10 protein-coding genes are annotated in these 13,738 nt (G+C 45.8%); 4 read left to right on the top strand and 6 right to left on the bottom strand.

Annotated elements, in window-relative coordinates:
- From QFZ81_RS30595 to QFZ81_RS30610, 4 genes are all read right to left on the bottom strand, one after another.
- A complete protein-coding gene (locus tag QFZ81_RS30595) occupies nucleotides 1-651 on the bottom strand; it encodes an amino acid ABC transporter permease (RefSeq protein ID WP_307438394.1) in 651 nt (216 codons plus the stop codon).
- 20 nt (nucleotides 652-671) lie between these two features.
- Nucleotides 672-1,325, bottom strand: a complete 654-nt coding sequence (locus tag QFZ81_RS30600; RefSeq protein ID WP_171640431.1) for an amino acid ABC transporter permease — start codon at nucleotides 1,323-1,325, stop codon at nucleotides 672-674.
- A 69-nt stretch (nucleotides 1,326-1,394) separates the two neighbouring features.
- On the bottom strand, nucleotides 1,395-2,267 hold the full coding sequence (locus tag QFZ81_RS30605) for a glutamate ABC transporter substrate-binding protein (RefSeq protein WP_373462575.1): 873 nt from the start codon (nucleotides 2,265-2,267) through the stop codon (nucleotides 1,395-1,397).
- A gap of 19 nt (nucleotides 2,268-2,286) precedes the next feature.
- Complete coding sequence (locus QFZ81_RS30610; protein ID WP_307438392.1) at nucleotides 2,287-3,015, bottom strand: amino acid ABC transporter ATP-binding protein; 729 nt, start codon at nucleotides 3,013-3,015, stop codon at nucleotides 2,287-2,289.
- A gap of 229 nt (nucleotides 3,016-3,244) precedes the next feature.
- Here QFZ81_RS30610 and QFZ81_RS30615 point away from each other — a divergent pair, with 229 nt between their 5' ends.
- On the top strand, nucleotides 3,245-4,621 hold the full coding sequence (locus QFZ81_RS30615) for an extracellular solute-binding protein (RefSeq protein ID WP_307438391.1): 1,377 nt from the start codon (nucleotides 3,245-3,247) through the stop codon (nucleotides 4,619-4,621).
- A 196-nt stretch (nucleotides 4,622-4,817) separates the two neighbouring features.
- Here QFZ81_RS30615 and QFZ81_RS30620 read toward each other — a convergent pair whose 3' ends face one another.
- Together QFZ81_RS30620 and QFZ81_RS30625 are read right to left on the bottom strand one after the other, a co-directional pair.
- Nucleotides 4,818-9,131, bottom strand: coding sequence for a hypothetical protein (locus QFZ81_RS30620; RefSeq protein ID WP_307438389.1), 4,314 nt, complete (start codon nucleotides 9,129-9,131; stop codon nucleotides 4,818-4,820).
- 315 nt (nucleotides 9,132-9,446) lie between these two features.
- Nucleotides 9,447-10,511 (bottom strand): zinc-dependent alcohol dehydrogenase, encoded by a 1,065-nt coding sequence (locus QFZ81_RS30625; protein WP_307438388.1) that lies wholly within the window; start codon nucleotides 10,509-10,511, stop codon nucleotides 9,447-9,449.
- Between the two features lie 185 nt (nucleotides 10,512-10,696).
- Here QFZ81_RS30625 and QFZ81_RS30630 point away from each other — a divergent pair, with 185 nt between their 5' ends.
- From QFZ81_RS30630 to QFZ81_RS30640, 3 genes are all read left to right on the top strand, one after another.
- Entirely contained in the window at nucleotides 10,697-11,530 is an 834-nt protein-coding gene (locus QFZ81_RS30630; protein WP_307438386.1) for a helix-turn-helix domain-containing protein, read from the top strand.
- Between the two features lie 124 nt (nucleotides 11,531-11,654).
- Entirely contained in the window at nucleotides 11,655-12,653 is a 999-nt protein-coding gene (locus tag QFZ81_RS30635) for a zinc-binding dehydrogenase (RefSeq protein WP_307438384.1), read from the top strand.
- Nucleotides 12,635-13,729, top strand: a complete 1,095-nt coding sequence (locus QFZ81_RS30640; protein WP_307605729.1) for a Gfo/Idh/MocA family protein — start codon at nucleotides 12,635-12,637, stop codon at nucleotides 13,727-13,729. The genes QFZ81_RS30635 and QFZ81_RS30640 overlap by 19 nt, the downstream gene beginning before the upstream one ends.
- Nucleotides 13,730-13,738: the final 9 nt, after the last annotated feature.

Consider the following 13,738-nt stretch of genomic DNA (forward strand, 5'->3'; position numbering starts at 1 on the left):
CTATACCAATCTTGATTCCATTCTGCGGGCTGCTAATGATAAGGCATAATTCACAGCGAAATACAGAATAGCCACTAAAAATAGAATGGGCATGGTATAACTGTAGTTTTGTCCAATTACTATTTTCGCATGGTGCATCAGTTCAGGCAAGGAAATAACAATCGCAAGAGAAGTATCTTTTAACAAGGAAATAAATTGACTCACTAGTGGCGGCATCATTCGGCGCAGCCCCTGAGGTAGAATAATATGCCAAAGGGTTTGCACATAGCCTAGTCCTGAAGATCGAGCGGCTTCAATCTGCCCTTTATCGATGGAATTCAGGCCGCTTCGCACAATCTCTGCAATCATCGCGCCTTCAAATAACGTTAATGCCACAATCGTTGCATTCATAGGTCCGAGTTTAATCCCGATATCTGGTAGGGCGAATCTTGCGAAAAATATGATTAAGAGCAATGGTAAATTGCGAAGAAGCTCAACTGCTATAGCCAGAATTGGTGAAATAACCGGAAGCTTCGTATACCGGATCGTACCGACTATACACCCCACGATAAAGCTCAATACAATAGAGATCGCAGCGACTTTAAGCGTCACATAGAAACCTTCAAATACAAACCTTACATTATCAGCCGAGAAAGCATGCATGATATCCATTCGTTCACCTCCCCCTAAAGTCAGTCCGTACGAGCTAATTTACGTTCTAGGCGCAAGGCCACGTAACTTAGCGGCAGCGTGAGTATCAAATAAAGCACAGCAACGAAGATATAGGTATCGAACGTAGCATAAGTCTCACTTGCGACCTGATCACCGAAATACATGAGATCAAAGCCTGCGAATACGCCAAGTACGGAAGAGTTCTTAACGAGGTTAATAAATTGATTGCTAAGCGGTGGTATGACAATTTTGATTGCTTGCGGAAGGACGATATGCCACATGGTTTGGAAATAGGTCAGTCCCGAGGATTGTGCTGCCTCAGATTGGCCTTTGGGCACCGACATAATACCGGCTCGGATCGCTTCTGCAATAAAAGATGCCGTGTACACCGTAAGGCCTAAGGTCCCGCATACAAATCCGCTAAGGGTAATGCCCATGGACGGTAGGCCATAGAAAAACACGAATACAACAAGCAAGAGCGGTATGTTTCGAATGAACTCTACATAGGCAGTCCCAATCCATTGCAGCGGTTTCACCGATCCAATACGAAAAATGGCAATAATCGTACCCAGCACAAAGCTGCCAATTAACGCAATAACGCTGGCAATGATCGTGTTGAAGAAGCCCTTCATGTAGATATCAAAATAATCGGTAAAAATCGAGAAATCCGGCATGCGCTCCCCCCTCATAGACAGAAGATGGGCAGCAGCTGCCACCCATCTCTTCTTTTATTCTTGTTACTCTTATTTGGTTGGCGCTTTGCCAATCCATTTCTCATAAATTTTCGTGTATTGACCGCTTGACTCCAGCTTCTTCAATGCATCATTCACCGCGGCTTGAAGCGTTGTTTCACCTTTTTTAATCGCGATACCATAAGGCTCATCCGTGAACGGTTCGCCAACCACTTCGAAGTTCTTATCTTGCTCCATCATGCCATAGAGGATGGCATTATCTGTAGTCAACGTGTCCCCTTGACCCGCTTTCAGGGCGCTGAAAGCATCTTGGTAATTATCAAATTCAAGTATGGTGGCATCTGGGGATTTCGCTTTAATATTCGCAACGGAGGTAGCACCTTTCACAGCCAACACTTTCGTTCCTTTTTTAACATCCGCTACACTCTTAATAGGGCTGCCTTTCTTGACGAGCAAAGACTGTCCTGCTTTGAAATAAACATCAGAAAACTCAACTTGTTTCTTCCGCTCTTCGGTAATCGTCATCGTCGCAACAATCATGTCAATCTCTTTGTTATCGAGCATCGGAATGCGTGTCTTGGACGTTACTTCTTTTAACTCAATTTTCTTCTCATCGCCGAGAATTTCTTTCGCTAATGCTTTCGCAATGTCGATGTCGAAGCCTTCAACTTCGCCGCCAGTCGGGTTTTTCAAACCGAATAGCTTGGTATCAAACTTCACACCAACGACAACTTTGCCTCTGCTTTTGATCTCATCCAGAACGGTCGCTCCACCTGCCGGCTTCGCAGTACTTGGAGCGCTGCTTGCTGCCGGAGAGTTAGCCGGAGCGCTTGATGCGCCTCCTTTTGTGCCGTTAGAGGCACACCCCGCCAATGCGAATATCGCAATTAACATAAACATGAAATTCCACTTTTTTGACATCATGGTTTTGTTCATCTCCTTATTAATGGTTAAGTACACGATTCAGAAATAATTTGGCTCTTTCTTCACGAGGGTTGACGAAGAATTCCTCGGGAGGTGACTCTTCTACAATCTGACCTTTGTCCATAAAAACAACACGATCGGCCACTTCACGGGCAAAGCCCATCTCGTGCGTAACCACAACCATCGTCATTCCTTCATTTGCAAGCGCCTTCATGACATCAAGAACCTCTCCGACCATCTCCGGATCCAAGGCTGATGTGGGCTCATCAAACAACATAATTTTCGGCTTCATCGCCAGTCCCCTCGCAATGGCCACACGCTGCTGCTGTCCACCTGATAACTGTGAAGGAAAACTGTACGCCTTATCCTGAATACCAACCTTATCCAGAAAATACATCGCGATCTCGTCGGCTTCTTTCTTAGCCATACCATGCACCTTCATCGGAGCAAGCGTAATGTTATCGATCACTTTCTTATGCGGATATAGATTGAAATGCTGGAATACCATGCCGATATCTCGACGCAGCTTGTTCATATCCATCTTCTTATTGCTGACCTTGAACTCATTCACGATAAGCTCACCGCTTGTGATGGTTTCCAGTCGGTTGATACACCTTAGCAGCGTACTCTTGCCTGAACCTGACGGACCTACAACGACAACGACTTCTCCCTGCTTGATCTGAAGATCAATTCCTTTGAGCACATGGAAATCGCCGTAATGCTTCTCTACTTGACGAAATGAGATCAATGGAACCCCCCCTTCGATGAATCATCATTGATGTAAACTGTTTGTTATGTAAATTAACACTTGATGTATTTAAATGATAAGGAAAAACTATGAAAACTTATGCGATCCGACATTTAATTATAAAAAAATGATGACAGCAAGATACGAACCTTGTATCCAATCAGCTTGGCATACTATAATATAACCCAGATAGATACCAACATTGAATGACCCGGAGGTTCTAAAATAAATGGCGGGTAAACCCAAAAGATCAACCTTCCGAACCCGACTGGAAGATATGGTCACGACATTACGCAGCGACATCGTAACCGGAAAACTTCAGCCCGGTGACTTTTTACCTTCCGAATTAACACTTGCTGAACAGTTTCAGCTTAGTAAAAATTCGGTTCGCAAAGGACTGGAGGCACTACTCGATCAGGAAATGATTGAAAAAGCGCCGCGAATCGGGACGCGCGTTGTTGGGACAGGTCGGAACGAAAAGCTTACATTGAAATTCGGTTATTACCCCACTCTTTCCCTTGAAGCTAATGTATTGGAGCTGGTCGAAAAGTTTCAACAGCAGCATCCGCATATTGTCGTCCAGATGATTCCTCTTTCGCATTCGTACTTTTCTCAGAACACGAAGGAAGCCATGGAGAGAGACGCGCTCGACCTTATCACTTTAAATACCCAAAACTACGAAACGGTTACTGAAACTGGAGCCGTCTCGGATATCCTAGAGCCGCTTGAACGAAAGAATGGCACGTATACCTTTCTGTCAGGACCTTTCACCAAAGACTGTCATTTGTATGTGCAGCCGTTTATTTTTTCACCGATCGTCTTGTGTTACAATCGCGATCATTTCAAGGAAGCAGCATTGCCAGAGCCGGATAGCAGTTGGAGTTGGAACGATGTCCAGAAATCAGCGCTAGCCTTAACGCAAAAGCAGGACCGAATCGGCATCTTGTTTCACCTGCAATCCATCAATCGATGGCCGCTCTTTTTACTGCAAAACAAGGTCGTTTTTGAACGAGATCAGCATGGTAAGCTGATTTTCAACAACGATAATTTTCGGAAAGCCATGCAAACAAGCCTTGGGCTGTTTGAAGGAATGAACCCCGACACCGTCTATATGTCGGAGAATGACTCTGATGCCGAACGGTTTTTCTTGCAACAAAAAGCTTCCATGATTGTCACCAGCTATTACAGCTTAAACCATTTACGTAACGCTGAATTCGCGTATGACATCGCACCGCTTCCTTATTCACTGGAAGCGAAGACTCAGCTCTTAATCATTGGTCTTGCGATTATTAAATCGAGTAAGCATAAGGAAGCAGCCCAAACCATGCTCGATTTTCTCGTTTCGAACGAAGCGCAGCTGCATATTCGCAAAACCACCCTTACCATTCCTAGTGTTAAAACGGCGGCTGAGTGGATCGGGGAAGAGACGTTGGCGCGTCCTTCCCGGTTCTTCATGTACCGGGACATCATCCCGACATTTAGTTTCTATAAAGACATGAATGTAACTTTCCACGAACTGGAAACCATGCGCCACATTCTCAAGCTTTACTGGGCACGGCTCGACGACTTCGAGACGGTTTGCCGACAGTTGGATAATAGCCTTTAAGATAAATTCCCCAAAATAACGAATCTACGTTCAGCTAACTAGAGGTCGGGTGACTTTTGCTTTGCATTCGACAAAACACAAAAAAATGAGATGGCAAGAATAACCTTGCCACCTCATTTTATTGTTTTCTATGCCACTAAGTGAATATCTTTACGTTTGGGACAGCCTCGTTTGGTTATAATAAAGCTCTCCATTCTTAGTTGATATTGCCAGACCATTTTTGCCCCAGTGCCTGATAGAACGGAGCACCTTGAGTATTAAGACCCTGCCAAATTTGCAGTGAAACGACTTCCTGTTGTTTTCCTAACATAAGCCTTACCATGTAGGATACTCCATCATCGTCCGTTGCCTGACCCTGTATATAGGCACTACTCGATGTTACAACCAACCATTGAGCCGTTTTCAATTCCAGTTTTAATCCATTCGGCTCTGCATGAATCTTCAATTTCCCTTTTGGAAGATTTGCTTTTTCATCCATTTCCCATTCGGCTTCGATGTGTACTTTCTTAGCTTTGCTGCCAATCGCCGTGTTACCCTCGGTAATGGCAAACCATCCCTCTGCTTCCACCTCTTCTTCGCTTAAGCCGTATACAGCAAGAGTCACGTTCGACTCCGCTTTTACATACCCGCTATTCATCAACAACTCCGTCTTCACCTGATATAATCCTGCTGGGAGCTGCTGATTCAAATAAACATTCCCTGTGACATCTGTCTGGTATACAATCTCTAGTGCCGGAGCGGAATATGGCGTGAGTGTTCCATCCGGATTCATCAGTGAAATCGTAAATTGGATTGGCAGCCCAGCTATAGAACCCAATTCTCCATCTTCCTGCTGAGATACATGAGCTGCTAGTTTCACCGTCCCAACCGAAGCAGCTGTAGTGCCTGTATAAGCGACAGACGCCGTTTCACGCTTTACAGTTATGCTGCCTTTTCCTTCGCTCGCTCCAGTATGCGTGATGTCATCCCGCTCGAAGACTGCCCGCACTTCAAAAACAGCCTCTTCCATATTTGTCGTCACGCCTTGTGTTACTACATATGACAACGCCGCAACGCCTTGCGCATTCGTCGAGGCACTGCCTATCGTTACCCCGTCCACCGAGAATTGTACGGAACGGTTAGCAAGCGGCTGCCCTTGAAGATCTGTCAACGTCGCACTTAAAGTCGCCGTATCGCTGTAAGTGGCTTCCGTTACTGTATTCACAGTTAGCGAAGTTCCTTGATAAACCGTAACTCCGATCGTGTTCGTTCTGATCGTCGTTCCACCTAAAGTGATATCGGCATAAACGTTCGCCGTTCCCGCTTTGAGCGCTTTAACCTCTCCATACACAACGGACAGAACAGTCGGGTCGCTGCTTGTGAAGGAAGTGGTACCCCCTGCTAAGATGGCCGGCAGTCCGTTCTCCAGAACGCCGGAACTGATAATCGGCTCACTTTGCCCCTGATCCAGCGTAACCTTGGCCATTGATATTGAAGCTTGAGCCAAAGGAGCTTGTAGTTTAAACAGCGTCGGTCCCGAAGTATAGTAAATGCTTCCGTCTACACCCAAGTCCAACAGATTCGATTGCGTTTCCGTAAGTTTACGGTATTTCAGAGTCACAGGATCGAATACGGTTACGTTGCGAGCAATAGTCGTATACAGCAAGCCATCTTGCCCCCAGCGTAAATAAAAGGAACGCCATGGGCTGCCACCACTTGCATTCGGGTAAATCAACTTACTTTTCACAACCGCATTGGTGCTGGGATTCATCGCATAGATGGCAAAAATCTGTCCCCCTTGATCGTCCTTCCCCCATGCGCCACCCCATAACAGTCCGTCAGGACCGAAAGACAAACCGCCGAGTAATTTAGGGGACGTCAAGCCAGGAATGACAGGTACAAACTCATCAAGCTTGGTACTTGTCGCTACATCCCATTTGAACAGTTTGGCCACCGCTGTGGGTGGCGTCGTTGTGCCGAGACCTCCATCAATGGAGGTGCCGCCGTAGACAACGCCGTCTTTATAGGCAAGCGCAATGATACTTTGATCTTCTACAACGTTGCGAGTTGACGTCCACTTATTCGTTGTTTCATTATAAATGGTTAAACTGCCGCCCATTTTGCCGTAGAAAGGAATCGTTCCGATAAACAGCTTGTTATCGCCGGAAGCAAACGCATAAGGCCGATCTTGACTATCGGGAACCGTGTAAACAAGCCCTGGATTATGCGATGGCGTTGATCCGTAATTGTAGGGCAGGCTTGCATCATAACGGTAAACGCGTGCTCCGCTATAAGCCCCGAAATAGGTCTTGCCATTCAAAAAGCCGATCTCCTCAACTTGATGGGGAGAGAACGGAGAAGAAATTTGAGCTTCATATTTTTGCGTTGACTGATCAAATACACTCAATCCATCCAGGAAACCACCGAGATATAGCTTGCCGTCCGGCCCTGCTGCGAGGCTTTGTATATTGACACCATCCCTTGCCATAGGCACCTGGATAGTCTGTATCGAATGATCTAACGGGTTATACAGCGTGTACTTGCCGTTCTCGTACAAGGTAGCCAACACTTGAACGCCATTAGGCAAAGTGATCCAATCAAACGCTCTACTCCCAGTCTCAGGGAGTCCAACCTCCGGCATTACGGCCTGCACCGTATTGGTTGAGACATTATATGTCCACAGATTGCTCGATAATTTATTCCGGTAATAAAGCAGATTGGCGTCATAAGGAGACGGAGGTGAGATTTTGCCATCAAATGCCTCCGGATCTGTATAGGCAAATCGTTTCTTAACTTCAAACGTCTGTTCATCCAAGATGGCAAGCGATGTACCACGTGCAAGGTAAAGAAGTCCGTTGTAAGGAGAAATATTGTGAATGAAACCATCCACACCCGTGAACGGCATTTGAATCTCAATCTTTTCTCCACTTACCCGGTCGATTCGCATCAAATGCTCTTTGGAGCCGATCCCGACATACAAGTACTGATCGGTAACCCCGGCTCCCCTGGCATATTGTTCAACTGAATGCATGCTGCCTAGATCGGCAAACAAGCCTGTGTTGGTATCGTAACTAAAGACCTTGGCATTCGGATAAGAAGAGCCGTATATGAGGCCATTAGAACTTGCATCCAAATCCCATACGAAATTATTGGAAGGATTATTCCCTACTTCTGTGATCTTTCGGAGTAACGGATCGTATTTCCAGAACTTACGATTGGCTGTAGCGGCAAAATAGACGTTCTTATCCGCCCCCACCGTCACCGCCCAAGTTTCTGTCGTACCAGGGACTGCCTCCGAGAAGTTAATACTTCCTGAAGCAGCATCAACGGCATAGAACGTCCCTGGATTGCCGTTGGCTACGAAATAGAGTTCGCCATTCCCTATCGCTCCCCCCATGGTTGTCGCCGTGAGCGTTGCTTTGCCCAAGTTGACGGGATCGCCATACTTAAACGGTAATTTAAGCGCGTCACCCTTATAAGTAAATGAAACATCATCAAAATAGGCTTTGCTAAGAGTCCCTCCCCCGGAATACAATAAAACCTTCGCTGTTTCTGCTTTATCCGGAGCTATCCCCTCCATTTTGATTTGCTTCCATGTATTCAGCGGTGTGCCATGTGAAACGGAGGATGTTCCAATTTCTTTGCCTGATTCATTATAAAATTTGATATAAATGCTTACGCCTCCTCCGGATACTAAGTAAACGCTGGCTTTCGCTTCATATATGCCGTCCTCTTTCACACTTATCGCTTGAGTGCTCAGCCCAACGGATTTATCCGTATAGGTGTCCTCAAGCAACAGACTGGACATCCCGCTGTTCTGTTCCGTCTTACTTATCGACACAGAACCTGCAGGCGTACCTGAGAACAATCCCCAACCAGGAATGGTTGCTCCGGAAGTAGGATCTTCAAATCCGGGATTGATCACGGCAATCGTATCGGCCACGCGGTAAAACTGGGCCTCGTCTACATATGCCTTCATGGTAGTACCCGATGAAGCATACACAAAGACCGTCGCAAAGGCAGCATCCGCCGGAGCAATACCTTGGGCTCGAATGTCCAGCCATTTGTTTAACGGAGGCGCGGAGATGTTATAAGTCGCCTGTTTGTTCAAAGGTTTCCCCGCTGCGTCATGCCAACGAATCCAAAGAGCAGGGGTTCCTGTAAAGTTTTCGATATACAACTTAACTGCAGCCTCATAAGATTTTCCGGACGTTACAGCCAGCTTTACGCTTTCCGCTCCAAGCGCCCCTGCCACTGCCCCAGTTCTCTCCATCTTCAAGCTTCTATTGCCTGCGAATTTGATCGTTTCTGACAAAGAGAGCCCTGAAGGTATACCGGCAGAAAAATAACCCCATCCCGGAATTTTGCCTGATACTAAATCTTGTTCGAAACCGGAGTTCGGTACCGGAAGGATTTCTGCCGCTTCAGCGGCTCGTACGTTGGAGGGCAAATAAAAAGCTAAGCATAGTAAAGCCAACAATCCCAACAACCATTTGGATAACGTGCTTCTTCCAACCATTGATATAGCCATTCTCATCATCCTTTTTCAAAATTCTACCCGATCGGCAGTGTGTGTGGTGATAGGCGAGATTGATGTAATGCTTTTGTGAAATCGCTTACATATCGTGTATAAACGAACTAATGAGAAAAAGTCGTAACCTGACCAGTCATGGAGCATGACAATGCTATTTTTAAATGAAAAATGGCTAGAAATATCTATAATACTCTCATGGACTGGTAGGATTTGATGAAGGAAAACGAGGTACGCATCAATGAATGGCATTGAACAACTTGCACAATATTGGCTATGAGCGTTTCTTTGGGGATCGTATACAAATAGCAGTAACTACAACATTTCAAAAGATACAGGTACAGCACTTACTTGTTTTTCAGTTTCTACTTCTTGCTCCTTCCCATAATCAATGAGAACGCCTAATACGTCTCGTGGAGATTCACGAAGCAATTCGTAAGCCACTGTCATAGAGGGTAAAGCCATCTCATGCGTGATAAGTGCTTGGATGGAAATCCGTCGTTCAGAAAGTAAACGGATAAATTCCGCCATGTTGCGACCTTCTGTCCAACGTACGTAACCGATCGGATAGTCAACGCCCTTGCTTTCGTAGCTGTCATGATACCGCCCAGGACCACCAGCGCGCGAGATAAGCACCTGCGCCTCTTTGGCAAACATCAACTCCCGATCGAAGTCCATCTTCACATCGCCGACGATGACGATTTTCCCCCTGTCGCGAATCCAGCGTAGAGCCTGATCAATAATGCCGGAATTGGCACCATTGGCGCAGATGATAACCGCATCAACACCTTCATGCTGATGTAGTGAATCGACGGTACGGTTGACATCCTGTACATTGTCACACACTTGTACGGCACCGGCTTTCGAAAGCTTGGCGCAGCGTTCTGCCAACAAATCAAGCCCGATTACCCTACTGCCGGAAGCGTCTGCAATCCGACATACGATTTGTCCCAGAATACCTAGTCCAACCACGACAACCGATTCTCCAAAACGCAAATCCGCTTGACGCAGCGCATGAATAGCGATCGCACCGAGTCCGACGAAGGACGCTTCTTTCGAACTGCATTCCTCCGAAAGCGGAACAACCAAATGCTTAGGCACCACTAAGAATTCCGCATGCTTAACATAAGGAGAACCGTAACAAGCGACTCTCTGCCCTACCTTCACATGGGAGACGCCTTCGCCGATTTCCCGTACGATTCCCATCGCACTGTAACCAAGTTGAATGGGAGTATCGGTCATCAGGTTTTTCAGCAGAAGCTCTGTGCCTGAACTAATTGCAGAGTAGCAGGTTTCAACACGTAGATGGTTCGTTTCAATGGAAGGTTCTTCAATGTCTAAGACTTCAACCTTGCCTTTCAAGGAAATAACGGCTTTCATCTCTTCCCTCCTTTCGTCATTGGTACTTATCTGGATCATATAATTCATGTTAAGCGATAGTAAAAGGACTGTCAAACCTTTTTTCATAGGTATTTCGTCCTTTTCTTCTGCAAATAGATTTAGATAAGAATCAAATAAGAACCAGTGATTATGATATAATAACTTTAAGATGGGGGGTAACTAGCATGAAGAATGATATGCTCTCTTCTCTGCTGGAAACAGCCGAGCTAAAAGTGTTAAAGTTTGATATCCATCGCCGTCGCGAGATGAGCTACCGGAACCGTGTATTTCAAGAGTATTACATGATGACCTATGTGAGAAAAGGCTCGGCCAAACTCAGGGTTCAGGACAAAATCTATGCGATTGAACCGGGCTCCGTCATTTTTATCCCTACTTTTCTGGAACACGACCAATATAAAGATAGCGATGACGAAACCGAGTTTCTCTGGTGGCATTTCACTTACAAGATTCAGAATGTGATCGATGTGCTGCCGTTTTTACAGATCCCTTATATCTATCCGCTGAAAAATCACAAAAAATTCGAGGCCGTATTCGACGAATTCATACTCTCCACCACAAGGGAAGGCCATATTCCTACCATCATTTTGCAAAAAGCTAAATCTCTTGAGTTGCTTTATTTGTTATTGGACAATGCTTTGGGAAGTATGAATACCTTGGATTTGAGACAGCAGTCTCATAGCTTTTTGTCCATCTTATTGAAGATTGTAACCCAGCCCGAGGCTTCGCTTTCATTATCCGATTTAGCTAAGGATTTACATATGAATCCAACCTATGTAAGCAACCACTTCAAAGAGATGTTCGGCAAATCGCCGATCCTGCTGCATCGGGAAATGAAAATCGCAAAAGCGAAATCGCTTTTGGAAATGCAGGAAATGAACATTACCGAAATCAGCAGCTCCCTCGGATTTAACGACCTCCAAACCTTTACCCGCCTTTTCAAGAAATACACGGGTATTTCCCCTGCTCAATACAAGCGTTTGTTTGATAAAAATATTTAAAAATCTTCCAGCTGCACGACCTGTATAAGTGTTAAACTTCAGCAAAGTTGTGCTCTATTTATGTAAATCCAATACCTATACACTAATCTCGAGGGTCAATGAACCCGTTCGAGGAGGTAGGGAAATGGAAACACTGCGTATCGTTTTCACAGAAAAGCAAAAGGTTGAGGTCCGAAAGGAAACATTCGATCCTACAATCGGCCAGACCGAAATTTTATGTGCCGCTCTATGCTCCCTGATTAGTACAGGGACAGAGCTTCAATGCCTTCGAGGTGTATTTGACCCCGATACCAACTGGTCGGACTGGGTGAAGTATCCTTTCTATCCCGGTTATTGCATGGTGGCTGAAGTGCTTGAAGTTGGCCCTGAAGTTAAGGGGATACAAAAAGGGGATCGCGTGTTTGTCGAGAATTCGCATACGCAATATTTTAAAACAGATGCCAGGCATGCCTATCTTCTTCCGCAGAATATCAGCGCCGGGCAAGGCGTATGGATCAATCTTTCCAAAACAACACAGCTTGGTGTAAGAAGAGCAGAGCTGCAGTTAGGAGAAACGGTAGGCGTCATCGGTCTCGGACTTCTCGGACAGCTGGTTACTCAATATTTATATCTGTCTGGGGTCAAAGAGATTTTCGCCATCGATCCTGCTGAGAGCCGTTTACAGCTGGTTCAAGAACGACCGGGCATTCATCTGCTTCCCATGGATGCGGGAAAAGCACATGAGGAAATCAAGCATAAAACAGATGGTCGGATGCTGGATGTTATCTTCGATATTACTGGACATCCGGCTGTTTTAGCCCAAGCCACTCGGCTCGTCAAGCCTTTGGGACGTGTTATTTTGCTGGGAGATACAGCCACACCTTCTGAGCAGGGGATGGGCCGCAATGTAGTGTCCAATTCTGTTTCCATTCTGGGCATCCACGCCCAAATGAATTACAACAGTTGGAATCATCCCGAAATGGCCGCCTTATTTTTAAGTTATATCGAGCAGGGACGAATGGACGTATTACCTTTGATTACCCATTATTATTCTCCATCTGAGGCCCCGCAAGTGTACGATTCATTAGTGCAAAACCGCAGTTCTGCCATGGGTGTTCTGTTTGATTGGACGAAACTACAATGATGAAATCGGAAGAGAGGAATCGCATTGTGAAATCACAATTGAGGGTAGGACTGATTGGATGCGGGGCCATTTTACAGCGCCGTCATTTGCCTGAGTACCTTGCACATAAGGATGTCGTCATTGTATCTGTATGTGATCCTAATTTGGAACGCGCACAAGAAGTTGCTAGGCAGTTTGGTATACCGAATGCCTACGAAACACATCAACAACTGCTGCAGAGTGGCGGGATTGACGCCGTTTCCGTCTGTACACCGAATCATCTTCACAGCTTCGTGTCCATTGAAGCTATGGAATTCGGCCTGCACGTACTGGTTGAAAAGCCGATGGCCACCTCTCTGAAAGAAGCGGAAGCTATGATTCGCACGGCCAAAGAACAGAATGTATTTTTAATGGTCGGCCACAATCAAAGGTTTATGCCAGCACATCGCAAAGCAAAAGACATTTTACAATCCGGAAAATTAGGCAAAGTGTTAAGCTTTAGTACGATATTTGCTCACTCGGGGCCTGAACATTGGAGTATAGATGGCAAAAACAGCTGGTTTTTCAACCAGGAGCATGCCTTTTCCGGGGCATTAGGTGATCTAGGCATCCATAAAGCGGATTTGATCCACTGGCTGTTGGAAGACAGTTTCATGGAAGTCACGGCATTTTGCTCAACGCTGCATAAGCCCACGAACGTGGACGATCACTCGATGATATTATTGAAAACAGCAAGCGGAATCGTAGGCTCGTTAACAGCCAGTTGGACTAACTATGCGAATGAAGTTAACGCTACTACTTTATATTGCGAAAAAGGTACGCTGAAAATCGGAACCGATGACCGTTTCGGAGTGATCGTTGAATACTCAGACGGTATGAGGGATTACCATGAAGTGGGGGCATTGCAAACCAATAAGACTAGGGAACAGCATAATTCGGGCGTTATTCATCATTTTGTCGATGGTATTCTGTCTGGAAACGGTCATGAAATTACCGGAGTGGATGGGTACAGAGCGCTTCAGACCATACTTGCGGGTATGGAATCCCAGCATTTGAAGAAAGTCATCGCCATTCCGGACCTGGTGGTAAGTTACTGATTCTTTGCT

The sequence above is a fragment of the Paenibacillus sp. V4I9 genome, assembly GCF_030817295.1.
Taxonomy (GTDB): domain Bacteria; phylum Bacillota; class Bacilli; order Paenibacillales; family NBRC-103111; genus Paenibacillus_E.

Excerpts from the sequence above, each read along its gene's own strand:
- QFZ81_RS30600 (WP_171640431.1), bottom strand. The coding sequence starts at position 1,325 with ATGCCGGATTTCTCGATTTTTACCGATTATTTTGATATCTACATGAAG.
- QFZ81_RS30595 (WP_307438394.1), bottom strand. The coding sequence starts at position 651 with ATGGATATCATGCATGCTTTCTCGGCTGATAATGTAAGGTTTGTATTT.
- QFZ81_RS30615 (WP_307438391.1), top strand. The coding sequence starts at position 3,245 with ATGGCGGGTAAACCCAAAAGATCAACCTTCCGAACCCGACTGGAAGAT.
- QFZ81_RS30625 (WP_307438388.1), bottom strand. The coding sequence starts at position 10,511 with ATGAAAGCCGTTATTTCCTTGAAAGGCAAGGTTGAAGTCTTAGACATT.
- QFZ81_RS30605 (WP_373462575.1), bottom strand. The coding sequence starts at position 2,267 with ATGATGTCAAAAAAGTGGAATTTCATGTTTATGTTAATTGCGATATTC.
- QFZ81_RS30630 (WP_307438386.1), top strand. The coding sequence starts at position 10,697 with ATGAAGAATGATATGCTCTCTTCTCTGCTGGAAACAGCCGAGCTAAAA.
- QFZ81_RS30635 (WP_307438384.1), top strand. The coding sequence starts at position 11,655 with ATGGAAACACTGCGTATCGTTTTCACAGAAAAGCAAAAGGTTGAGGTC.
- QFZ81_RS30620 (WP_307438389.1), bottom strand. The coding sequence starts at position 9,131 with ATGGCTATATCAATGGTTGGAAGAAGCACGTTATCCAAATGGTTGTTG.